The sequence below is a fragment of the Bacillus sp. LSHTCR4 genome (genome assembly GCF_057197025.1).
Window position 1 is genome coordinate 657737 of the sequence record NZ_JBXUNO010000002.1, and the last position, 22870, is coordinate 680606.

At 36.2% G+C, this 22870-nt stretch carries 25 protein-coding genes; 22 read left to right on the plus strand and 3 right to left on the minus strand.

Annotated elements, in window-relative coordinates; all coding sequences use genetic code 11:
• The first annotated feature begins 202 nt into the window (after positions 1 to 202).
• The gene (locus AC2CGR_RS17175; RefSeq protein ID WP_400501320.1) at positions 203 to 1729 is read left to right on the plus strand and encodes a glycosyltransferase family protein; all 1527 of its coding nucleotides are present in this window, start codon (positions 203 to 205) and stop codon (positions 1727 to 1729) included.
• Positions 1730 to 1917: 188 nt separating this feature from the next.
• Here the strand turns inward: AC2CGR_RS17175 and AC2CGR_RS17180 are convergent, their stop codons facing one another.
• The gene (locus AC2CGR_RS17180; RefSeq protein WP_001247671.1) at positions 1918 to 2064 is read right to left on the minus strand and encodes a YycC family protein; all 147 of its coding nucleotides are present in this window, start codon (positions 2062 to 2064) and stop codon (positions 1918 to 1920) included.
• Positions 2065 to 2114: 50 nt separating this feature from the next.
• On the opposite strand from AC2CGR_RS17180, the gene AC2CGR_RS17185 reads away from it, so the two are divergent.
• On the plus strand, positions 2115 to 2843 hold the full coding sequence (locus AC2CGR_RS17185; RefSeq protein WP_087966041.1) for a glycerophosphodiester phosphodiesterase: 729 nt from the start codon (positions 2115 to 2117) through the stop codon (positions 2841 to 2843).
• Between the two features lie 48 nt (positions 2844 to 2891).
• Here the strand turns inward: AC2CGR_RS17185 and AC2CGR_RS17190 are convergent, their stop codons facing one another.
• Positions 2892 to 3125 (minus strand): DUF2627 family protein, encoded by a 234-nt coding sequence (locus AC2CGR_RS17190; RefSeq protein WP_400501318.1) that lies wholly within the window; start codon positions 3123 to 3125, stop codon positions 2892 to 2894.
• 136 nt (positions 3126 to 3261) lie between these two features.
• On the opposite strand from AC2CGR_RS17190, the gene AC2CGR_RS17195 reads away from it, so the two are divergent.
• The 19 genes from AC2CGR_RS17195 to AC2CGR_RS17285 all read left to right on the plus strand — a co-directional run bounded on the left by AC2CGR_RS17195 (position 3262) and on the right by AC2CGR_RS17285 (position 21883).
• Positions 3262 to 5334 carry a sigma-54 interaction domain-containing protein gene (locus AC2CGR_RS17195; protein ID WP_087966044.1) on the plus strand — a complete coding sequence of 691 codons (2073 nt, stop codon included), beginning with the start codon at positions 3262 to 3264 and terminating at the stop codon, positions 5332 to 5334.
• Between the two features lie 195 nt (positions 5335 to 5529).
• Complete coding sequence (yqiS, locus tag AC2CGR_RS17200; protein WP_000763073.1) at positions 5530 to 6429, plus strand: phosphate butyryltransferase; 900 nt, start codon at positions 5530 to 5532, stop codon at positions 6427 to 6429.
• Between the two features lie 34 nt (positions 6430 to 6463).
• A complete protein-coding gene (locus tag AC2CGR_RS17205) occupies positions 6464 to 7564 on the plus strand; it encodes a leucine dehydrogenase (RefSeq protein WP_000171362.1) in 1101 nt (366 codons plus the stop codon).
• Positions 7565 to 7651: 87 nt separating this feature from the next.
• Entirely contained in the window at positions 7652 to 8755 is a 1104-nt protein-coding gene (buk, locus tag AC2CGR_RS17210) for a butyrate kinase (RefSeq protein WP_033691477.1), read from the plus strand.
• A gap of 4 nt (positions 8756 to 8759) precedes the next feature.
• The gene (lpdA, locus tag AC2CGR_RS17215) at positions 8760 to 10181 is read left to right on the plus strand and encodes a dihydrolipoyl dehydrogenase (RefSeq protein WP_001051296.1); all 1422 of its coding nucleotides are present in this window, start codon (positions 8760 to 8762) and stop codon (positions 10179 to 10181) included.
• Between the two features lie 27 nt (positions 10182 to 10208).
• Positions 10209 to 11210, plus strand: a complete 1002-nt coding sequence (bfmBAA, locus tag AC2CGR_RS17220) for a 3-methyl-2-oxobutanoate dehydrogenase subunit alpha (RefSeq protein ID WP_000852554.1) — start codon at positions 10209 to 10211, stop codon at positions 11208 to 11210.
• A gap of 13 nt (positions 11211 to 11223) precedes the next feature.
• Positions 11224 to 12207, plus strand: a complete 984-nt coding sequence (gene bfmBAB, locus AC2CGR_RS17225; RefSeq protein WP_000290076.1) for a 3-methyl-2-oxobutanoate dehydrogenase subunit beta — start codon at positions 11224 to 11226, stop codon at positions 12205 to 12207.
• A gap of 15 nt (positions 12208 to 12222) precedes the next feature.
• Positions 12223 to 13542, plus strand: coding sequence for a dihydrolipoamide acetyltransferase family protein (locus AC2CGR_RS17230; RefSeq protein ID WP_087966048.1), 1320 nt, complete (start codon positions 12223 to 12225; stop codon positions 13540 to 13542).
• Between the two features lie 340 nt (positions 13543 to 13882).
• Positions 13883 to 15061: an FtsW/RodA/SpoVE family cell cycle protein gene (locus tag AC2CGR_RS17235; RefSeq protein WP_000831198.1), complete on the plus strand. Its 1179-nt coding sequence runs from the start codon at positions 13883 to 13885 to the stop codon at positions 15059 to 15061.
• A gap of 107 nt (positions 15062 to 15168) precedes the next feature.
• Complete coding sequence (locus AC2CGR_RS17240) at positions 15169 to 15873, plus strand: DUF421 domain-containing protein (RefSeq protein WP_087966050.1); 705 nt, start codon at positions 15169 to 15171, stop codon at positions 15871 to 15873.
• Positions 15874 to 15942: 69 nt separating this feature from the next.
• Positions 15943 to 16407: an NUDIX hydrolase gene (locus AC2CGR_RS17245; protein WP_087966051.1), complete on the plus strand. Its 465-nt coding sequence runs from the start codon at positions 15943 to 15945 to the stop codon at positions 16405 to 16407.
• Between the two features lie 121 nt (positions 16408 to 16528).
• Positions 16529 to 16936 carry a YjdF family protein gene (locus AC2CGR_RS17250; protein ID WP_000424196.1) on the plus strand — a complete coding sequence of 136 codons (408 nt, stop codon included), beginning with the start codon at positions 16529 to 16531 and terminating at the stop codon, positions 16934 to 16936.
• Between the two features lie 142 nt (positions 16937 to 17078).
• On the plus strand, positions 17079 to 17492 hold the full coding sequence (locus tag AC2CGR_RS17255) for a BrxA/BrxB family bacilliredoxin (protein WP_001979317.1): 414 nt from the start codon (positions 17079 to 17081) through the stop codon (positions 17490 to 17492).
• Between the two features lie 248 nt (positions 17493 to 17740).
• The gene (locus AC2CGR_RS17260) at positions 17741 to 18520 is read left to right on the plus strand and encodes a transporter substrate-binding domain-containing protein (protein WP_000735471.1); all 780 of its coding nucleotides are present in this window, start codon (positions 17741 to 17743) and stop codon (positions 18518 to 18520) included.
• 36 nt (positions 18521 to 18556) lie between these two features.
• Entirely contained in the window at positions 18557 to 19216 is a 660-nt protein-coding gene (locus AC2CGR_RS17265) for an amino acid ABC transporter permease (RefSeq protein WP_001046917.1), read from the plus strand.
• A complete protein-coding gene (locus AC2CGR_RS17270) occupies positions 19209 to 19931 on the plus strand; it encodes an amino acid ABC transporter ATP-binding protein (RefSeq protein WP_000590218.1) in 723 nt (240 codons plus the stop codon). Before AC2CGR_RS17265 ends, AC2CGR_RS17270 begins: the two co-directional genes overlap by 8 nt.
• A gap of 100 nt (positions 19932 to 20031) precedes the next feature.
• Positions 20032 to 21000: an aromatic acid exporter family protein gene (locus AC2CGR_RS17275; RefSeq protein ID WP_000472668.1), complete on the plus strand. Its 969-nt coding sequence runs from the start codon at positions 20032 to 20034 to the stop codon at positions 20998 to 21000.
• Positions 21001 to 21016: 16 nt separating this feature from the next.
• Positions 21017 to 21577 (plus strand): L,D-transpeptidase, encoded by a 561-nt coding sequence (locus AC2CGR_RS17280; protein ID WP_029439875.1) that lies wholly within the window; start codon positions 21017 to 21019, stop codon positions 21575 to 21577.
• A 66-nt stretch (positions 21578 to 21643) separates the two neighbouring features.
• Entirely contained in the window at positions 21644 to 21883 is a 240-nt protein-coding gene (locus tag AC2CGR_RS17285) for a DUF3894 domain-containing protein (RefSeq protein WP_000281168.1), read from the plus strand.
• 72 nt (positions 21884 to 21955) lie between these two features.
• Here AC2CGR_RS17285 and prli42 read toward each other — a convergent pair whose 3' ends face one another.
• Positions 21956 to 22048 carry a stressosome-associated protein Prli42 gene (prli42, locus tag AC2CGR_RS17290; RefSeq protein WP_000549038.1) on the minus strand — a complete coding sequence of 31 codons (93 nt, stop codon included), beginning with the start codon at positions 22046 to 22048 and terminating at the stop codon, positions 21956 to 21958.
• A gap of 189 nt (positions 22049 to 22237) precedes the next feature.
• Here prli42 and AC2CGR_RS17295 point away from each other — a divergent pair, with 189 nt between their 5' ends.
• Positions 22238 to 22783 (plus strand): GNAT family N-acetyltransferase, encoded by a 546-nt coding sequence (locus AC2CGR_RS17295; protein WP_131102641.1) that lies wholly within the window; start codon positions 22238 to 22240, stop codon positions 22781 to 22783.
• Positions 22784 to 22870: the final 87 nt, after the last annotated feature.

The following is a 22870-nucleotide window of genomic DNA, read 5'->3' on the forward strand; positions in this document are numbered from 1 at the left end:
AACTTTTATTTAATGACCAATGAATGTTAGAATTCGTTGGTCTTTTTATTTACTTCGATTTAAGGATTTTAAAGGAATACATATTTATATAGAAAAATGCAGTGAAAATAAGGATATGTACAGAAAATACGAAGGTTTGACATCATAATATCTATAACGTATCATTGATTTGGAAAAAATAGAGAAATAGGAGAATGGAAGAATGACTGTAAAAAAAATAGTGAATCGAGCTTACCTAATCATTGTTAAGATATTGTTTTTATGTATATTTTCAATGATAGTAAGTAAATTTTTTATTCCAAAAACAATTTTGATGAGTAGTGAATTTCCTTATCCGACTGAGGAGTATACTACAATAAAAGTTAGTATTGTTATAGCAGCTACGTTATTTTTATTTGCGCTCTTCTTTATGTATTATAAATGGGTTATTAGTACAATGAAAAGAACGTACACAAATATTATGATTACTTTAGGTATCATAATCATTTTGACGATAGAAATAATTATTACTTCCATAGCATTTAACCCTGTTGTAGGGGATTATGCCATTCTTAAACAAGGAATTGTCTCTGTGTTTAATGGAGATAAGAAATTTTTAGAAATGGGACAGCTTCTATTTTATCCATATAATACACATATTGTATTATTAGGAGGATATTTTGCTAAATTGGTAGGAAGCGTAGATGTAGCGATAAAAATATTACCAATAGCTTGTATAACAGGTAGTATTATTTTAAATGTATTGATTGTAAGGAAAATTACAAACTTTAAAGTTGCTCACATATCGATCGTGTTATCTGTGCTAAATATTTTTATCTATTGGCAGGCACCAGTTTTCTATACGCATACATTAGTAATATTTTTTATTTCAGCAACGATGTATACATATTTGTGCTTGAAAACGGCGGAAACAAAAAGAAGGAAGATTACTTTATGGATTTTATTAGGGGTTTTTGCAGCTTGTACTTATATTATAAGACCGACAGCATTAGCCGTAGCGTTAGCGATTGTAATTGAAAATATTTTTAAGTTTCGTAAGGCATATTCTGTAAAGGTGTTAAGTAGTGTTTTATTTTGTTTAATCCTTATTGTAAGTTTTAAAGGTATAACGACAAAGTTAAATCTCAGTACCGATAATGAAATTGAAAAAATTCCATTTACTCATTGGGTGAAAATGGGTCTGAACAAAGATACGTATGGTGTATGGAATCAGGCAGATTCAATTTATATTGATGATGAAAGCATGAAGAATACGAAGGATATGAATGAACACAATAAAGAAGTTATTGTGCAGCGTTTCAATGAACTTGGTGTAATGGGTTATGTACAACATTTAAATGAAAAAATAACTAGAGAATGGGTATCAAGTCAGTTCTCTATGTATCGTATTGGAGAATGGTTTGAGCAGAAAAATGACACGGTAACTCATTACGTATCGAACTATAGTACAACAAATTATAAAATTGTTACCATATATTCGTATGTTATCAAATTATTCGTATATATAGCTGTCCTGGCGGCTGTTATTCTTTATAAAAAGAAAGATGAAAATGAATCGGAAGTTATACGAATTACGATAATTAGTACATTAGGGGTATTTGCTTTCTTGTTACTATGGGAAACAGCTCCCCATTATACGTATGAGGCATTTGCATTTATGAATATTCCAGCTTCTTTAGGATTGTATAAATTGTTTATGATTTTTAACAAAGAAAAGCAAAATGTATAATTTGAGTAACTAAAACGAGTAGTGAGAAACCCCCTCTTTTGTTAAAAGAGGGGGTTTCATTTAATTGACTATAAATGTTTGAAGAAAAGATTAAATGGAATCATAGTATATCGGTTAAGGGATTTTAGCGAGCAAGTCATCCGTGATATAATAGAAAATAATAAAAAGTCCTGCAAAACAGGACTGTATTATTCTTCGTCTTTATTTTGTTTTTCTAATTCAACTAACTTTTGAATCAAAATGTGCTGCGGCATATGCATAAGTTGTTCAAGTGGAACACCTAATGCTTTTGATAAGCGGACTGCAGTGTCTGGAGAAATTTGTAATGGTCTCATAGAAGTACCTCCTTTTTCGTATAGTATAGCATAAGATTGGGGGAGTGAGGATGACTCTTATATTTGCACATCGTGGTGCAGCGGGAACGTATCCGGAAAATACAATGGTTTCATTTGAAGCGGCGGAGGCTTTTAGAGCGGACGGAATTGAGCTTGATGTTCAATTAACGAAAGATGGAAAGGTTGTCGTCATTCATGATGAAACGGTGGATCGGACAACGAATGGAAAAGGTGCGGTCCGAAATTATTTATATGAGGATTTATGTAAATTAGATGCGAGCTATAAATTTGGTGATAAAGTAGGATTTTGTAAAATACCTCTTTTAGAAGAGGTGTTAAAATGGATTGAAAAAACAGAGTTGCTACTTAATATTGAACTTAAAAACAATAAAATTCCATACAGAGGTTTAGAGGAAGAAGTTATAACGCTTGTACGGAAATTTAATCTAGAAGATCGTGTTATATTTTCTTCATTTAATCATTACAGTATGAAAAGGTGTCATATGATGGCTCCTGATATTCAAACAGCGATTTTATATCGTGAAGGCTTGCACAGCCCGTGGGCATATGCGAAAAAAATGGGCGCTACAGCAGTGCATCCGAATTATCGTTATCTTCAAGATGCCATTGCTGAATTAACGATGGAAAGTGATGTAGAGGTTCGGCCGTATACAATTAATGAAGAAACACTTATGCGTAAATATTTTGATATGAATATATCGGCGATTATTACGGATTATCCTGAAACGGCAAGAACGTTATTGCCAATAAAAAAATGAGACCGCGTGTAACGGTCTCATTTTTTATTTATAAATAGTAGGGCTTTCTTATCTTCTAAAGCGAGCTTGTACTTTATTTCGTTTACGGTCTCGGTGTAAGACGAAGCCGCCAAAAATATAAAACCCGAACCCGAAGCAGAGAGCGCCAATTAAAAATTGTAACCAAAGCATGGAGAGTGGAGGAAATAGAATCCCGAATACGGTATCTCTCATTAATTTAATGCCAAACACAGCTAATGAAATAGGGATGAGTGCTAATAATAGAGCAAGGTAACGCTGCATATAAACTCTCCTTTTCAGATTATTTCGTTTATTTTAATGATGTTATATGAAAAGGGGGTTTGTCAAGAGGGGGCTGAACGAGTAAGATAAGGGTGTGAAAAATTTTGCAGAGATACTTCGAAAGGAAGTGTAATACATGAAACAAAAAGTTTTAATTGTTGGTGCAGGTGAAGGTGGCAGTACATTGCTGAATCTGTTGCAAAGTTCAAATATATTTCAAATTATAGGGATTATTGATATAAATCCGGTAGCAAAAGGATTGCAAATGGCTAAGGAATACGGGGTTACCATTGGAGAGAGTGTAACGCCGTTTCTTTCTATGCACATTGATGTAATGTTTGATATGACAGGTGATGATGATTTACATAAAGAGTTATTAAAGAAAAAGCATAAAGATACTCTTCTTATACCAGGTGATATTGCAAAAATTGTTACGAGATTAGCACATGAGAAGGAAGATTTAATTGGAAAGTTAGAAGAACAGACGCAGCAAGGGGATTTAATTTTAAATTCTACGCATGACGGTATGATTGTGATTGATCGAGAGGGACAAGTTCGCCTATTTAATAAAAGTGCAGAGCGTATTATCGGGTATAAAAAAGAAGATGCGGTAGGGAAATATATTTTAGAAGTTATTCCGACTAGTAAGTTGCTTCGTATTATACGTACGAAACAAATAGAAGTGAATTATGAATTGACGCTGGAGAATGAAAAGAAAATTATTACAACCCGTATTCCGATATTAAAAGAGGGAGGAGAAGTACAAGGGGCATTTGCGATTTTTAAAGATATAACAGAAGTGGTAGATCTTGCGGAAGAAGTTACAGATTTAAAGGAGATTCAAACGTTACTTGAAGCGATTATTAACTCGTCTGAGGAAGCGATTTCGGTCGTGGATGAAAAAGGAAGAGGGTTAGTAATTAACCCTGCTTATACGAAATTAACAGGTTTAACAGAAGAAGACATTATTGGGAAGCCAGCTACAACCGATATTGTAGAAGGTGAAAGTATGCATATGAAAGTACTTCGAACACGTAGAGCAGTACGAGGCATACATATGAAAATCGGACAAAAAAAGCGAGATGTAATTGTAAACGTAGCACCAGTCATTGTGGATGGAATATTGAAAGGAAGCGTCGGTGTAATTCGCGACGTATCAGAAATTCAAAAATTAACAAATGAATTGAATAGAGCAAGGCAAATCATTCGAACGTTAGAAGCGAAATATTCATTTGATGACATTGTCGGAAATTCAGATGAAACAACGGCCGCTATTGAACAGGCGAAACTTGGGGCGAATACACCAGCAACAGTGTTACTACGCGGGGAATCTGGGACAGGTAAAGAATTGTTTGCACATGCTATCCATAATGGAAGCAATCGAAAGTATAATAAGTTCGTTCGTGTAAACTGTGCAGCTATTTCGGAGACGTTGTTAGAAAGTGAATTATTCGGTTATGAGGAAGGTGCATTTTCTGGCGCGAAAAGAGGCGGAAAACGTGGATTTTTTGAGGAAGCGAATAACGGCAGTATCTTTTTAGATGAAATAGGGGAGCTATCTGCCAATACGCAAGCGAAACTCCTTCGCGTTTTGCAAGAGAAAGAAATTGTAAAAGTTGGTGGAACGAAAGCAATTCCTATCAATGTCAGAGTAATTGCAGCGACGCATGTGAATTTAGAAAAGGCCATTTTAGAAGGAGAGTTCAGGGAGGATTTATATTATCGATTAAATAAAATTCCAATTCAAATTCCATCTCTTCGTCAGCGTAAAGGGGATATACCGGCAATCGCAGACAGATTAATTCAAAAAATTAACCAAGATTATGGTCGAAATATAGAGGGGCTCACTAATTCTGCTATTTCATATTTACAATCATATGAATGGCCAGGGAATGTGAGGGAACTTGAAAATATTTTGGGGAGAGCTATTATCTTTATGAATTATAACGAGACCTATATTGATGTACAACATTTACCGCCATTACATAACGAAGAGCAGGTGGAGTCAAAGCAAGCTCATTTATTACCGGATTTAGAAGAAAAGCCACTTGAGCATTTAGTGACGGAGTTTGAAGGGAATATCATTCATGAATATTTAGAGAGATTTGGTGGAAATAAAACACAAACAGCAAGAGCGTTAGGAATTTCGGTTCGAAATTTATATTACAAGCTAGAAAAGTATGAGTGTGCAAAAAATAGCATGCAATAAATTGCGTACCGTGCAATTTATTGCATGGTATACAAAAAGCGACAAAATAAGACAGAATTTTTTGTTATTTTCCAAAGTATTGATTTTACTGTGTTTTGAATGCGTTTTCATTATTGGTAAGACCACTTTTAAAAGTTGGCACGGTATTTGCTTAATAAAAAGACGAGGGACGACGGAAAGGGTTGATTACAAAATATGAAGTTAGAACACTTAATTGATCAAGCGGCAGGCCAACCTAAAAAAACTGTGGCTGTAGCAGTAGCTGAAGATCATGAGGTAATTGAAGCTGTAGCGAAAGCAATTACATTACAGCTAGCTCAATTTCGTCTATATGGAAACCAAGAAAAAATAATGGGGATGCTACAAGAACATAGTTTACAAACTTCAGAACATATTGAAGTGATTGCAGCACAGTCAAGTGCTGAGGCTGCAGAACTTTCTGTTAAAGCTGTAAGAAATGGCGAAGCAGATGTGCTTATGAAGGGGAACATCCCAACAGCAAATATTTTGAAAGCTGTATTAAATAAAGAGTGGGGACTTCGTAAAGGTAGCGTACTTTCACACGTTGCAGCATTTGAAGTTCCAAACTACAATCGTCTCATTTTTGTTACAGATGCAGCGATGAACATTGCACCTGATGTAACACAAAAAGCTGCTATTATACAGAATACTGTAGAAGTTGCCCGAGCAATAGGAATTGATTTGCCAAAGGTAGCACCAATTGCAGCGGTAGAGGTTGTGAATCCTGCGATGCAAGCGACAATTGATGCAGCGATGTTAACTCAAATGAATCGCCGCGGACAAATTAAAAATTGTGTTGTTGATGGGCCACTTGCTTTAGATAATGCAGTATCACAAATTGCAGCAGAACATAAAGGCATAGTAAGTGATGTAGCAGGTAAGGCAGACATTTTACTCGTCCCAACAATTGAAGCTGGAAATGTGCTATATAAATCACTCGTATACTTTGCGGATGCAAAAGTAGGAGCAATGATTGCTGGCGCAAAAGCACCGATTGTTTTAACATCTCGTGCTGATTCAGCAGAAACAAAAGTATATTCATTAGCATTGGCAGTTGCCACTGCTTCAAAATAAACCAAATAGGGTAAAACATTAGGGGGAAACGACAATGACATTAGAAATCTTCGAATACTTAGAAAAATATGATTATGAGCAAGTAGTATTTTGTCAAGATAAAGAATCAGGTTTAAAAGCAATTATTGCAATTCATGATACAACACTTGGACCTGCTCTTGGTGGAACAAGAATGTGGACATATGATTCTGAAGAAGCGGCGATTGAAGATGCATTGCGTCTTGCAAAAGGGATGACATACAAAAACGCAGCAGCTGGCTTAAACTTAGGTGGTGCGAAAACAGTAATTATCGGTGATCCACGTAAAGATAAGAGCGAAGCGATGTTCCGTGCATTAGGTCGTTATATTCAAGGACTAAACGGACGTTACATTACAGCTGAAGATGTTGGTACAACAGTAGATGATATGGATATTATCCACGAAGAAACTGACTTTGTAACAGGTATTTCACCATCATTCGGCTCTTCTGGTAACCCATCTCCAGTAACTGCATACGGTGTTTATCGTGGTATGAAAGCTGCTGCGAAAGAGGCTTTCGGTACTGATAATTTAGAAGGAAAAGTAATTGCTGTTCAAGGCGTTGGTAACGTAGCATATCACCTATGCAAACATTTACACGCTGAGGGAGCAAAACTAATCGTTACAGATATTAATAAAGAAGCTGTACAACGTGCAGTAGAAGAATTCGGTGCAACAGCAGTTGAACCAAATGAAATTTACGGTGTTGAATGTGATATTTACGCACCATGTGCATTAGGCGCAACAGTTAATGACGAAACTATTCCACAACTTAAAGCAAAAGTAATCGCAGGTTCTGCAAATAACCAATTAAAAGAAGATCGTCACGGCGACATCATTCATGAAATGGGTATTGTATACGCACCAGACTATGTAATTAATGCAGGTGGCGTAATTAACGTAGCAGACGAATTATATGGATACAATAGAGAACGTGCACTAAAACGTGTTGAGTCAATTTATGACACAATTGCAAAAGTAATCGAAATTTCAAAACGCGATGGCATAGCAACTTATGTAGCGGCAGATCGTCTAGCTGAAGAGCGTATCGCAAGCTTGAAAAATTCTCGTAGCACATACTTACGCAACGGTCACGATATTATTAGCCGTCGCTAATCATTCATATATAACTTTTACAAAAGGTGTGGTTACCTCTTATGAGGTCCCCACTTCCTTTTGAATTTATTAGTGGAGGTAGCAACATTGTCTGTAAATCGAATTCTTGTTATAAATCCAGGTAGTACATCCACAAAAATAGGTGTTTTTGATAATGAAAGACCCGTTCTAGAAGAAACGATTCGTCATGACGTAGAACAGATTGGAAAATATAAGCGAATTATCGACCAATATGAGTTTCGAAAAGAAACGATTTTAGAAGTTTTACATTCTCACGGTATTAACATTTCAAAATTAAACGCTGTTTGTGGGCGTGGTGGATTACTTCGTCCAATCGAAGGCGGTACGTATACAGTAAACGATGCGATGTTAGAAGATTTAAAAAATGGCTTTAGCGGTCATCACGCTTCAAACCTTGGAGGCATTTTAGCATATGAAATTGCTTCTGGATTAAACATTCCTGCATTCATTGTGGATCCTGTTGTTGTAGATGAGATGGAGCCAGTTGCTCGTATAAGTGGTATTGCTGGTATGGAACGCAAAAGTATTTTCCATGCATTAAATCAAAAAGCAGTTGCTCGTAAAGTAGCTAAACAGTTAAATCACAAATACGAGGATTTAAATTTATTAGTTACACATATGGGTGGCGGTATTACAGTTGGTGCCCATAAAAAAGGAAGAGTAATCGATGTGAATAACGGTTTAAACGGAGAAGGCCCATTTAGTCCAGAGCGCGCTGGTACAGTACCAGTAGGACAACTAGTAGAAATGTGTTTCTCTGGTGAGTATTACCGAGATGAAATGATTAAAAAACTTGTCGGACAAGGTGGACTTGTAAGTTTAATTGGTACAAATGATGCGATTAAAGTAGAGCAAATGGTTGAAAAAGGTGATCCTGAAGCAACTCTTATTTATAAGGCAATGGCGTATCAAGTTGCAAAAGAGATTGGCGGAGCTAGCGCTGTACTTCACGGGAAAATCGATGCAATCGTATTAACTGGTGGACTGGCATACAGTAAAATTCTTGTCGATGAAATAAAAGAGCGAGTGGACTGGATTGCAGATGTTATCGTACATCCAGGCGAAGATGAGTTAGAAGCATTAGCAGAAGGAGCACTTCGTGTATTACGTGAAGAAGAAGCTCCAAAAGAATATGTTGTACGTGAAAAAGAAACGGTAGCTAGGGGTTGAGATAATGGCAAAAGAATATGATTTAGTCATCGTTGGCGGCGGTACTGGTGGATATGTTGCTGCAATTCGTGCATCACAACTAGGGTTAAAAACTGCACTAGTCGAAAAAGAAAATCTTGGTGGTACTTGTTTACACAAAGGATGTATTCCTAGTAAAGCTCTTTTACGTAGTGCGGAAGTATATGCAACTGCTAAAAAAAGCGAAGAGTTCGGAGTTATTGCAAGCAATGTAGAACTAAACTTTGCGAAAGTACAAGAGCGTAAAGAGAAGATTGTAACGCAGCTTCATAAAGGCGTTCAACATTTAATGAAACAAGGTAAAATTGATGTGTTTGAAGGTATTGGCCGTATTCTTGGCCCGTCTATTTTCTCTCCGATGCCAGGGACAATTTCAGTTGAACTTGCAAGTGGAGAAGAGAATGAAATGTTAATTCCAAAAAATGTACTTGTTGCAACAGGTTCTCGTCCAAATTCATTACCAGGTTTAGAATTAGACGGGGAGTACGTAATGTCTTCGGATCATGCCCTAAAAATGGAAACGCTTCCTAGTTCGATTATTATCGTTGGTGGCGGTGTAATCGGTATTGAGTGGGCATCTATGCTTGCTGACTTCGGTGTAGAAGTTACAGTATTAGAGTATGCGAAAACGATACTACCACTAGAAGATCAAGACGTTTCAAAAGAAATGCAACGTCTATTCAAGAAAAAAGGTATTAAAGTGGTAACTGGTGCAAAAGTATTACCAGAAACATTGGTAAAAGATAATGGAGTAACAATTCAAGCTGAACATAACGGTGAGAATAAAGAATTTAAAGCAGAAAAAATGCTTGTATCTGTAGGACGACAAGCCAATACGCAAAATATTGGTTTAGAGAATACGGATATCGTTGTGGAAAAAGGATACATTCAAACAAATGAGTTTTATCAAACGAAAGAATCTCATATTTACGCAATCGGGGATGTAATCGGTGGCTTACAGCTTGCTCACGTTGCTTCTCATGAAGGAATTGTTGCAGTAGAACATATTGCTGGTAAAGAAGTTACACCAATTGATTATTCTATGGTATCAAAATGCGTATATAGCAGTCCGGAAGTTGCTTCTGTCGGTTTAACAGAACAAGAAGCGAAAGAAAAAGGCTATAAGTTAAAAGTAGGTAAGTTCTCATTCCGTGCAATCGGAAAAGCACTTGTATACGGCGAATCAGATGGTTTTGTAAAACTTGTAGTTGATGAAGAAACAAATGACATTCTCGGTGTTCATATGATTGGACCACATGTAACAGATATGATTTCTGAAGCGGGTCTTGCAAGAGTACTTGATGCAACACCTTGGGAAGTAGCACATACAATTCATCCGCATCCATCATTATCTGAGGCGATTGGTGAAGCAGCATTAGCTGTAGATGGAAAAGCGTTACACGCATAAAAATGTGGATTTAGGAGGTTATGAAAAATGGCAGAAGTAAAAGAAAAGCGCCATGAAGAGCTTGGCTTAAGTGATGAGCAAGTATTAGAAATGTTCCGTACGATGTTACTTGCACGTAAAATCGACGAACGTATGTGGTTATTAAACCGTGCTGGTAAAATTCCATTCGTAATTTCTTGTCAAGGACAAGAGGCAGCACAAGTTGGAGCAGCATTCGCTCTTGATAGGGAGAAAGATTATGCATTACCATACTACCGTGATATGGGTGTTGTACTAGCGTTTGGTATGACAGCGAAAGAACTGATGCTATCTGGTTTCGCGAAAGCTGGAGATCCAAACTCTGGTGGTCGTCAAATGCCTGGTCACTTCGGTCAAAAGAAAAATCGTATTGTGACAGGTTCATCTCCAGTAACAACGCAAGTACCACATGCAGTTGGTATTGCATTAGCTGGAAAAATGGAAAAGAAAGATTTAGTAACGTTTGTTACATTCGGTGAAGGTTCTTCTAACCAAGGTGATTTCCATGAAGGTGCAAACTTTGCTGGCGTACACAAGTTACCTGTTATTTTCATGTGTGAAAATAACAAATACGCAATCTCTATTCCAGTTGAAAAACAATTAGCATGTAAAAATGTATCAGACCGTGCAATTGGATACGGTATGCCTGGATATACAGTAGACGGAAACGATCCGCTTGCAGTATATAAAGCTGTAAAAGAAGCAGCAGACCGTGGCCGCCGCGGTGAAGGCCCAACTTTAATTGAAACAGTATCATATCGTTTAACAGCACATTCAAGTGACGATGATGATCGTGTTTATCGTGATAAAGAAGAAGTAGAAGAAGCGAAGAAAAATGATTCAATTATAACATTTGCTGCTTATTTAAAAGAGGTTGGCGTGTTAACTGAGGAATCTGAAAAACAAATGTTAGACGAAATTATGCATATCGTAAACGAAGCAACAGAATATGCAGAAAATGCTCCGTATGCAGCACCTGAAGATGCATTGAAGCACGTATACGCAGAATAGGGGGGAACGTTTCATGGCTGTAATGTCTTATATTGATGCTATTACATTAGCAATGCGCGAGGAAATGGAACGCGATGAGAAAGTATTCGTTTTAGGTGAAGATGTTGGTAAAAAAGGTGGCGTATTTAAAGCGACACACGGATTATATGATCAATTTGGTGAAGATCGTGCGCTAGATACACCACTTGCAGAATCTGCAATCGCTGGGGTCGCAATTGGTGCAGCAATGTATGGAATGCGTCCAATCGCTGAAATGCAGTTTGCGGATTTCATCATGCCAGCAGTAAACCAAATTGTTTCTGAGGCAGCAAAAATTCGTTACCGTTCTAATAATGATTGGACTTGTCCAATCACAGTTCGTGCGCCATTTGGCGGCGGTGTTCACGGTGCGTTGTATCATTCACAATCTGTAGAAGCGATGTTTGCAAACCAACCTGGTTTAAAAATCGTTATCCCTTCTACACCATATGATGCAAAAGGCTTACTAAAAGCTGCAATTCGTGATGAAGATCCAGTATTATTCTTTGAGCATAAACGTGCATACCGCTTAATTAAAGGTGAAGTGCCAGAAGATGATTACGTATTACCAATCGGAAAAGCAGATGTAAAACGTGAAGGTGATGATATTACTGTTATCACATACGGATTATGTGTTCATTTTGCTCTTCAAGCAGCTGAAAAGTTAGCACAAGATGGTATCTCTGCACACATTCTTGATTTACGTACTGTATATCCATTAGATAAAGAAGCAATCATTGAAGCAGCTTCTAAAACAGGTAAAGTTCTTCTTGTAACAGAAGACAATAAAGAAGGAAGTATTATGAGTGAAGTGGCAGCAATTATCGCTGAAAACTGTCTGTTTGATTTAGATGCACCAATCGCACGTCTTGCAGGTCCAGACGTTCCAGCAATGCCATATGCACCAACAATGGAAAAATTCTTTATGGTAAATCCAGATAAAGTTGAAAAAGCAATGCGTGAACTTGCGGAATTTTAATCGGGGGGACTATACATGGCTGTAGAAAATATTACAATGCCTCAGCTCGGGGAGAGCGTTACAGAGGGTACAATTAGTAAATGGCTCGTTAATGTTGGCGATCACGTAAACAAATATGATCCGCTTGCAGAAGTAATGACTGATAAAGTAAATGCTGAAGTACCATCTTCTTTCACTGGTATCGTGAAAGAGTTAATCGCCGGTGAAGGTGATACATTAGCTGTAGGTGAAGTAGTTTGTGTGATTCAAATAGAAGGCGCAGATGAAGTAGCAGCAACAGCAGTTGAGGAAAAAACAAAAGAAGAACCAAAGGCAGAAGTAGCTACACCTGAAAAAGCACCGAAAGCAAAACAACCAACTGATGGAAAACCTCGTTTTTCACCAGCTGTGTTAAAACTTGCGGGTGAGCATAACGTTGATTTAGATCTAGTAGAAGGTACGGGAGCAAACGGCCGTATCACTCGTAAAGATATTTTAAAGCTAGTGGAATCTGGAAATATTCCGCAAGCAGGTGCGACGAAGAAAGAGGAAGCGGTAGCGGTAGTAGTAGAAGCGCGTCCAGAAGCACCAAAAGCAGCGCCAGTAGCACAAAAAGTAGAAGCTGCGAAACCAGTTTCTGTACCAACAATGCCTGGCGATATCGAAATTCCAGTAACAGGTGTGCGTAAAGCAATCGCAGCGAACATGTTACGTAGTAAACACGAAGCGCCACACGCTTGGATGATGATTGAAGTAGATGTGACAAACCTTGTGTCATACCGTAATTCAATTAAAGGTGATTTCAAAAAACGCGAAGGCTTTAACTTAACGTTCTTTGCTTTCTTCGTAAAAGCAGTAGCACAAGCGTTAAAAGAGTACCCTCAAATTAATTCAATGTGGGCTGGCGATAAAATCGTTCAGAAGAAAGATATTAACCTTTCTATCGCTGTTGCGACAGAGGACGAACTATTTGTACCAGTAATTAAACACGCGGACGAGAAAACAATTAAAGGTATCGCTCGTGAAATTACAGAGCTTGCAGGAAAAGTACGTACGAAATCGTTAAAAGCGGACGAAATGCAAGGCGGAACATTTACAATTAATAACACAGGATCATTCGGTTCTGTTCAATCTATGGGGATTATTAATTACCCACAAGCGGCTATTTTACAAGTTGAATCAATTGTAAAACGCCCAGTAATTATGGAAAATGGTATGTTCGGTGCTCGCGACATGGTTAACTTATGTCTATCACTTGATCACCGTGTACTAGATGGTTTAATTTGTGGTAAGTTCTTAGGACGTGTAAAAGAAATTTTAGAAAATACGTCAGAAAATAATACATCTGTATACTAATAAAAAGCTCGCTTATGCGAGCTTTTTATCATCTTATTTCTTCATCTACATTCTACTATATGTATAATACCTTTCCCAGTAATCTTACAATGAACGATTATGTATTAGGAATTTATGAAAATACATTGCTGATATATGGTATATGGATATAAAATAAGAAAAGAATAATTTTTTTGGCAAATCTTACTGACGAAACTGTAGTATAATATATTGTATTGTATGAAAAAGAGAGTTATTCTATATAAGTGTTTTATAGATAATGTGTAATCAGTCGTCAAAACATGAGGAATGTTGACTCCTGGTTTTTTATTTTGCTGTAACAATGTTTCAGGAGGATGTCATGAAAAGAAGTACCGAGTTTCTAAAAAGTTTAGATGTAAAATTAATATTAATTTTGTTTGCATTATGTGTTACGAGTATAGCTGCTATATATAGCAGTCAGCAAACTGGCCAATATGGAGAGGCAAACTTTGCGATGAAACAGGGTTTGAACTACATAATTGGGGTTGTATTGTTATTGCTTGTTGCAAGCATTGACCTAGATCAATTACAAAAATTGTCTTGGCCACTTTATATCGTTGGATTTGCTTCACTTATTCTTTTAAAAATACTACCGGTTTCGACTTTCACACCTGAAAAATTAGGTGCAAAAAGATGGTTTGTATTTCCGCTAGTTGGACAAATTCAGCCGTCTGAGTTTTTCAAAATTTCATTGCTTCTCGTAGTAGCAAGTATAGCAGTGAAACATAATGCACAGTATATGGCAAGGACATTCCAAACGGACTTAAAATTAGTAGGTAAAATTGTGCTAGTATCCCTCCCGCCTATGGCTGTTGTATATAGCCAACCGGATACAGGGATGGTGTTCTTATATGCTGCTGCAATTGCATGTATTTTATTTATGTCAGGTATTCAGAAGAAATTGATAGCGTTATGTACAGTTATTCCAGTCACCATATTAACTACGTTAATATTTATTTACGTAAGGTATGAGGATTTCTTCTTTAATAAGTTAGTTACGTTACTAAAACCTCACCAACAATCACGTATTTTAGGTTGGTTAGATCCATTTGAACATACAGATCAAGGTTATCAAACACAGCAATCGATTTTAGCTGTAGGTAGTGGCGGTATGGAAGGGAAAGGATTTGGCGAAGGGAACGTCTATATCCCTGAGAAGCATACTGACTTTATTTTCGCTACAATTGCCGAAGAAGGTGGATTTATCGTAGCAGCGTTAGTTGTGTTCTTGTTCCTATTACTACTATATAGAACAATTATTATTGGTTATTCTGCTGATAATTTATTCGGTACATTATTATGTGCTGGATCAATTGGGATATTAACGGTTCAAATATTCCAAAACATCGGTATGATCGTTGGATTAATGCCTGTAAAAGGGATTGCATTGCCTTTCTTATCGTATGGGGGAAGTTCCTTGTTCTCGAATATGATTATGATGGGTCTCATATTATCGGTACGAAAAACGTATAAAAAGTATATGTTTTCCGTCAAGTAAAAAAAGCTGATTCGTTTCTAAACGAATCAGCTTTTTTACATATATGCTCTTAAACGTTGCAAACTAAAACTGGATAGCAGTTTGAGACGCGTAAGGAGTGTAAAGTGATGCATATGCATATTTTTGAAGGAGCACGGCATCTTTCTAATAGTGAATGGGTTATTCGGGCTATTATAGCATACATATTTTTAATATTAGTTGCGAAAGCGATGGGGCAAAGGTCTATCGCACAACTTCGTTTTTTAGATGTTGTATTAGTGTTATTGCTTGGTGGCAATATTTCTAACGCATTGTCTGATGAAAAAGTAGGGTTACTGGGCTCGATGATTACAACGTTCATACTCGTTGTCCTTCATATTATAAGCTCAGTTTTAATGCTGAAATGGGATAGATGGAGACGTTTTTTAGAGCCGGCACCTATCATTCTTATACATAATGGTGCCATTGATTTTAGCAATTTGAAAAAAGCGAGAATTACCGTGGAATATTTATTTTCTGAACTTCGTATGCGAAATGTGAGCGATATTCAAACGATCAAATTAGCATTATGGGAAGCGAACGGTGTCGTTTCTATATTTCGGTATCCAGAATATGAAGCAGTTTCGCGACTTGATCTTAAAGTGGCGGGAAAAAAATCTCCAGTTTCTTTTGTATTAGTAAAGGATGGGAGGGTTCAGAAAGATGTTCTTGCTTTATTAGGAAAAACAGAAGCGTGGGCGAGAGAATTTCTAGAGGAGAATACAGAAGTCGAATCTATTATGTTAGCCACAGTAGATGAAGCACATAAAATAAATATTTTGTTAAAAAAATGAAAAATATACGCATTTTGTCGTTTCATACATATGATACAATAGTGTGGACAACGAAAAAGGAGGGATACGATGGGATATGTAGAAGAATTAAGGAAAATAGTTGGTCATCGCCCTTTAATTTTAGTTGGTGCCGTTGTACTCGTTATAAATGAACATGGATATGTATTATTACAGCAAAGAACAGAGCCTTACGGAAAATGGGGGCTACCTGGGGGGCTCATGGAGCTTGGTGAATCACCAGAAGAAACAGCTTGCCGTGAAGTATACGAGGAGACGGGAATAGAAGTAAAGAACCTACGACTAATCAATGTGTTTTCTGGAGCGAACTATTTTACAAAATTAGCAAACGGTGATGAATTTCAATCTGTAACGACTGCTTATTATACAGATGAATACGATGGAGATTTTGTTATGAATAAAGAAGAAGCGGTTCAGCTTAAATTCTTCCCACTAACAGAACTACCTGACTATATTGTAGGATCACATAAAAAAATGATAAGTGAATATATGAAGATTATGGAAAAAAAGATATAATAATAGTGAAAGAAATACAAAAACACAGTTCTGGTTGGTAGTCCAGACGCATGATTTCATGTCAGTAACCTTCCCCTCCGGGATGTCCCGTATTTCTAATTTTTTTAAGGAGGGGCTGTCAATGGAGTTGACAGTATATCATGATGGTCAATTTTTTGTTGGAATCATTACATGTAAAGAAAAAGGGAAGTTGTATGGAGCGAGGTATATTTTTGGAGCGGAACCTTCAGACGAAGAAGTGCTTATATTTGTGAACGGTTCAATGTTAGCGTATTTTCAGCACTTTGCAAAATGTGGCGTGGAAGTGAAAGAAAAACAGCGTCCCAAAAATATAAAGCGAATCATACGACAAGCAGCAAAAGAAGTAAATGTAAACCGCTTTACTAAGGCGCAAGAGGCAATTAGCTTATCTTATGAACTGCATAAACAAGAAAAGAAAGTGCAATCTAAGGAGAAGCGAGAGGCTGAAAAACAAAGAAGACGTTTAATCAAAGTACAAAAAGCAAAGCAAAAACATCGTGGTCATTAAGAAAAGGTGTTAGAGCAGGGCTCTAACACCTTTTCTATGCTCAAATACAAGTAAACTTACTTGTATTTCATAAACATTAACTGGTAAGATACAAATAGGTAGTTTTAGAGGAGGGAAAAGATTGATTAATTTTAACTTTTTTATGAATGATGTTGTCCGCCAAGCGCGTGAAGAGATTGTCTCTGCTGGATATACAGAATTGACGACGCCAGAAGCAGTAGAAGAAGCGTTTAAAAGAAATGGAACAACACTTGTAATGGTAAACTCTGTATGTGGTTGTGCAGGTGGCATTGCTCGTCCTGCTGCTGCGCATTCTGTACATTATGATAAACGTCCTAACCATCTTGTAACGGTGTTTGCAGGTCAAGATAAAGAAGCAACAGCAAGAGCTCGTGAATATTTCGAAGGGTATCCACCTTCTTCTCCATCATTTGCTTTATTAAAAGATGGAAAAATTGTAACGATGGTAGAACGTCATGAAATTGAAGGTCATGAACCGATGCAAGTTATTGCAAAACTACAATCGTATTTCGAAGAGAATTGCGAAGAACTATAAATAATTGAAAAGGCGCTACGCTCACAATTAAGTGGGTGTAGCGCCTTTTTTATTTATTATTCAAAATGATAGGATATACAGTGTTTTTTGTTTTATGCATTATTTTATGCATTATGAATAGTGGTTTTAATGATTTTTTATTTATTTTTATTTTATATATTGCATAAAAATAAAAGTGCTGATACAATACAAACATCGAATAAATATTCTATTAAACTTTTAAATATACATCATTAGGGGGAAGAAAGATGAAGAAGTTATTATCAATATCGTTTGCACTTATTTTAATTGTAAGTATGTTCAGTGCTTGTAGTAACGGGGAAGAAAAGGCTACTGGAAAAAATAAAAAAGTACTCGTTATGGGGACTTCAGCAGATTATAAACCATATGAATACGTGGAAGCTTCAAAAAGTGATGAAATTATCGGTTTTGATGTTGATGTTGCTAAATATATCGGAAAAGAACTTGGTTATGAAGTGAAAGTGAAAGATATGGATTTTGGTGGTTTATTAGCATCTCTTAGCTCAGGAAAAGTTGATTTCGTAATGGCAGGTATGACGCCAACTGCAGAGCGTAAAAATAATGTTGATTTCACAGATATTTATTTTGTTGCGAAAAACATGGTCGTTTCTAAAAAGGACTCTAACATTAAATCTATAGAGGATTTAAAAGGGAAAAAAGTAGGGGTACAAACAGGATCTATTCAAGAAGAGAAAGCAGCAGAATTTAAAAAGCAAGTAGATTTCAAAGTTGAGGGACGTGACCGTATACCAGAAATCGTACAAGAAATTAAAGCTGGTCGTTTTGACGCTGCAATTATAGAAGACACAGTTGCTAAAAATTATTTAGAGAAAATGAAAGATTTACAAGGAATTGAAATTAAAGAAGCGCCAGAAGAAGTTGGAGCAGCAATTGCCCTTCCGAAAAACAGTGATAAAACAGCTGAATTTAATAAAGTAATTAAAAAAATGCAAGAAAATGGAGAAATGGATAAATTAGTGAAGAAATGGTTTGGCAGCGAAAAATAAGCTGCCTTTCACTTTTCTGTGAGGGGAATGAAAAGAATGAACTTAGATTTTTCGGCGATTACGCCTTCGATACCGTATATATTAAAAGGTCTAGAAGTTACTTTGAAAATTGTAGCAGTATCCGCTTTAGCAGGATTTATTTTAGGAACGCTATTAGCACTTTGCAAAATTGCTAGAATAAGAGCATTAAATATAGCGGCAGATCTTTATACATCAATTTTCCGTGGTACACCACTTGTATTGCAATTAATGATTATTTATTTCGGTGTCCCGCAAATAATTGGTTATGAAATACCAGCATTCTTGGCAGCTGTACTAGCATTTAGTTTGAATTCAGGTGCATACATGTCAGAAGTAATCCGTGCCGGCATTCAAGCGGTTGATAAAGGACAAACAGAAGCGGCGATGGCTTTAGGAATTCCATACGGAAAAATGATGCGAAATATCATTTTTCCTCAAGCTTTAAAAAATATATTACCGGCACTTGTAAACGAGTTTGCGACACTTACGAAAGAATCGGCTGTAGTAACAGTAATAGGCGCGACGGATTTAATGCGCCGTGCTTACATTGTAGGCGGTGAAACGTTTAAATATCTTGAACCATTACTTTTTGTTGGGCTGATTTATTATATGTTAGTCATTATTCTTACACTAGTCGGGAAGGCAATTGAAGGGAGAATGAAGAAAAGTGATTAAAATTGAAAACCTTCATAAATCATTTGGGAAAAACGAAGTATTAAAAGGGATTACAACAACGATTGAAAAAGGGGAAGTAGTAGCAATTATTGGACCGTCTGGATCAGGGAAATCAACATTTTTACGTTGTATGAATGTGTTAGAAGCACCAACAAATGGTCACATTTGGATTGGAACGGAAGAAGTAACGAATCCGAAAACGAATATTATGCACGTTCGTGAAAATGTCGGAATGGTATTTCAGCATTTTCACCTATTTCCTCATATGACTGTATTAGAAAATATTACGTATGCTCCTATCAATGTAAAAGGAGTAACGAAACAAGAAGCTGAAAAGAAAGCCGAAAAACTGTTAGAAAAGGTCGGCTTATTAGATAAAAAAGATACGTATCCGAATCGTCTTTCAGGAGGGCAAAAGCAACGTGTAGCAATTGCAAGAGCGTTAGCAATGGAACCAGAAGTAATGTTATTTGATGAACCGACCTCTGCACTAGATCCAGAGATGGTAAAAGAAGTGTTAGAAGTTATGAAATCATTAGTTACGACAGGAATGACAATGGCTATCGTTACACATGAAATGGGATTTGCAAAAGAAGTAGCAGATCGTGTTCTCTTTTTAGATGGTGGGAAACTTGTAGAAGATAGTGCACCAGCAGAATTTTTTGCGGCACCGAAAAGTGAGCGTGCGCAACAATTTTTACAAAAAATATTGTAATATGTAAAGGATATGTGAATAATAAGTAGAAAAGGATGACATTGTGTCATCCTTTTTTTATACTAGCTGTAAATACGTTTATACATATAGGAGCAATGATATGTTCAAAATTGGATACCGTACAGTAAAAACAGCAATAGGGACTGGCGCAGCCGTTTTTATTGCTCAGTTATTAGGATTAGAATTTTATAGTTCAGCGGGTATTTTAGTTATATTATGTGTACAAAATACGAAACGAAAATCACTTCAAGTATCATTACATCGTTTTTTAGCTTGTGTATTATCAATGGTGTTCGCGTTTTGCATTTTTGAAACAATTGGATATACACCATTTGCAATTAGTGTATTATTACTTACATTTATTCCGACTGCAGTTATGCTCAAAATTCAAGAAGGTATTGTCACGAGCTCAGTTATTGTTATGCACCTGTATTCATTGAAACAAATTACATGGCTTATTGTTGGGAATGAAATTGCTATATTAACGATAGGGATTAGCGTGGCTCTATTAGTGAATATGTATATGCCAAGTAGTGAAAATAAGCTAAAAGAGTATCAAGATAAAATAGAAAGTAATTTTAAAACGATTTTGTTTGAAATGGTTGTGTATTTACGAAATCGAGAAAGTAGTTGGAGCGGGGCAGAACTTATTGAAACTGAAAATATGCTAAATGAAGCTAGAGATTTATCGTTTAAGAAACTTGAGAATGCATTTATGCGAGAAGATGACTATTATTATCGTTATTTTAATATGCGCATGCAACAATTCGAAATTTTAGAGCGAATGATTCCGTTAGCAGCTTCTTTATCGTGGACATATGAACAAGCTGACATGATTGCGGATGTGGTTGAAAACATTGGTAATGCTATTAGCCCTCAGAGTACCGGGGTTATTTCCTTAAGACAGCTGCAAGAAATGAGAGAATTATTTAGAGATATGCCTTTGCCGGCTACACGTGAAGAATTTGAGATACGTGCAAAACTTGTTCAACTTGTATACGAAATGGAACAATATTTACTCATTAAAAGTCGCTTTAAGGGAAAGGATAATATAAAAGAACTTATATAGAAGGTAGGAATTACTTATGCCGTATCTTCTCTCTTTCATATTATGTCTTTCTCTATCACCTATTTGGCCTCTTGGTGATAATCCGCGTGCCGGGGATCCTTTTATTATTGTAAATAAAGCGACGAATAAACTAGCTTATATTGACGATGGGAAGATTCAAAAGGTTTTTCCAGTCGCGACAGGAAAAACAAATGAATTAACGCCAGAAGGAACTTTTGATATTGTAATGAAAGCAAAGGATCCGTATTATATTGCAAAAGATATTCCAGGGGGATCACCGAAAAATCCACTTGGATCTAGGTGGATGGGATTTAATGCAAGAGGAACTGATGGGAGTAAATATGGAATACATGGAACAAACCAACCGAGTTCAATTGGGAAGTATATTTCACAAGGGTGTATAAGAATGAAGAAAAACGATGTGGAATATTTATTTGATCGTATTCCAATTGGAACGAAAGTGTGGATTGTAAAATCGAAAAAATCATTTCAGCAATTGGCAAAAGAAAAGGGAGCCATTGCATATGAAAAAGCCAACGACAAAGTTGGCTTTTTCTATTGTAATAAGTTGTCTTGACATGTGTACATAAGCATGAGTTAATGAGAGTATAGAAAGATAAAATTAGATAAAGGGGTTGCTCATATGTACTTGAATCCAAAACTTTCGTATATGCAGTTTTTTATGGGATTTCTATTTGTTATTACATTCATATTGGCAACTTTTAATATATGTTCTTATCTTGTAGCGATTGTATGTATGGCATTACTCAATCTTACTTTTGTTATTGGGGCATTTCAGCAGAAACAATATACAAGTTTTGTAATAGCACTTGTAATGTCATTTTCCTTTAGTATTGTAGCGATTGTGCTTTACATAAAATAAACCATCTCGATTTCGAGATGGTTTATTTTGTTATGTATAAAAAGTAAAAAAAGGACGAACAGGTCGTCCTTTTTACCAAAACATACTTGCGCCAGCAAGTAATGTTGTTACAAGCATAGAAATTAGCATTACATAAATCATAACTTTTTGAGCTTTTTTATGCATCGTTAAACCTCCTTGCAAATCAGTACAATATCATTGTAACGAGAAATGATATTGTGGACAAGGGGAGAGTAAGGACAAAATTCGGGGAGGGGTTGCAAAATATAACAGGAAATTTGAGTATGTGTATAGAATATAGTAAAAGGGTATATTGTTAATTTTTAGTTGGACAAGCTGAAGAATGGAGATACGATGATGAAAATATATGAAACAAATCGTTTACATTTAAGGGAAATTGATGAGTCGTATGCTGAAAAAGTTCTTCAATATTACGACAGAAATCGTGAGTTTTTAAAAGCTTGGGAAGAGTATAGACCGGAGGATTTTTTTACGTTAGATTATCAAAAGAAAAAGTTACAAAAGGATAGAAAAGAGTTCGCAGAAGGTAAAATTATCCGATTATGGATTTTTAAAAAGGGTGATGATACGAAAATAATTGGATGTATTTCATTTAATTTAATTGTTCGAGGAATTTACCAATCTTGCGTACTTAGTTATAAATTAGATAAAGAAGAGTTAAACAAAGGTTATACGACAGAAGCGCTTAGGAAAGCTATTCAAGTTGCTTTTGAGGAATTTCGATTACATCGTATAGAAGCGCCGATTATGCCACGAAATTTAGCATCTATACAAGTAGTGACGAAGATAGGTTTTCAGTATGAGGGCGTGTCTAGGAAGATGTTAATGGTTAATGGAGTGTGGGAAGATCATATGCGCTGGGTATTGTTAAATGAGTAATAAAAAGCAGATGGTTATCTAGACATATAAACCGTCTGTTTTTTGTCTTGTATTTCGAAACTTTTGCGAAATTCTGTTATAATTAAC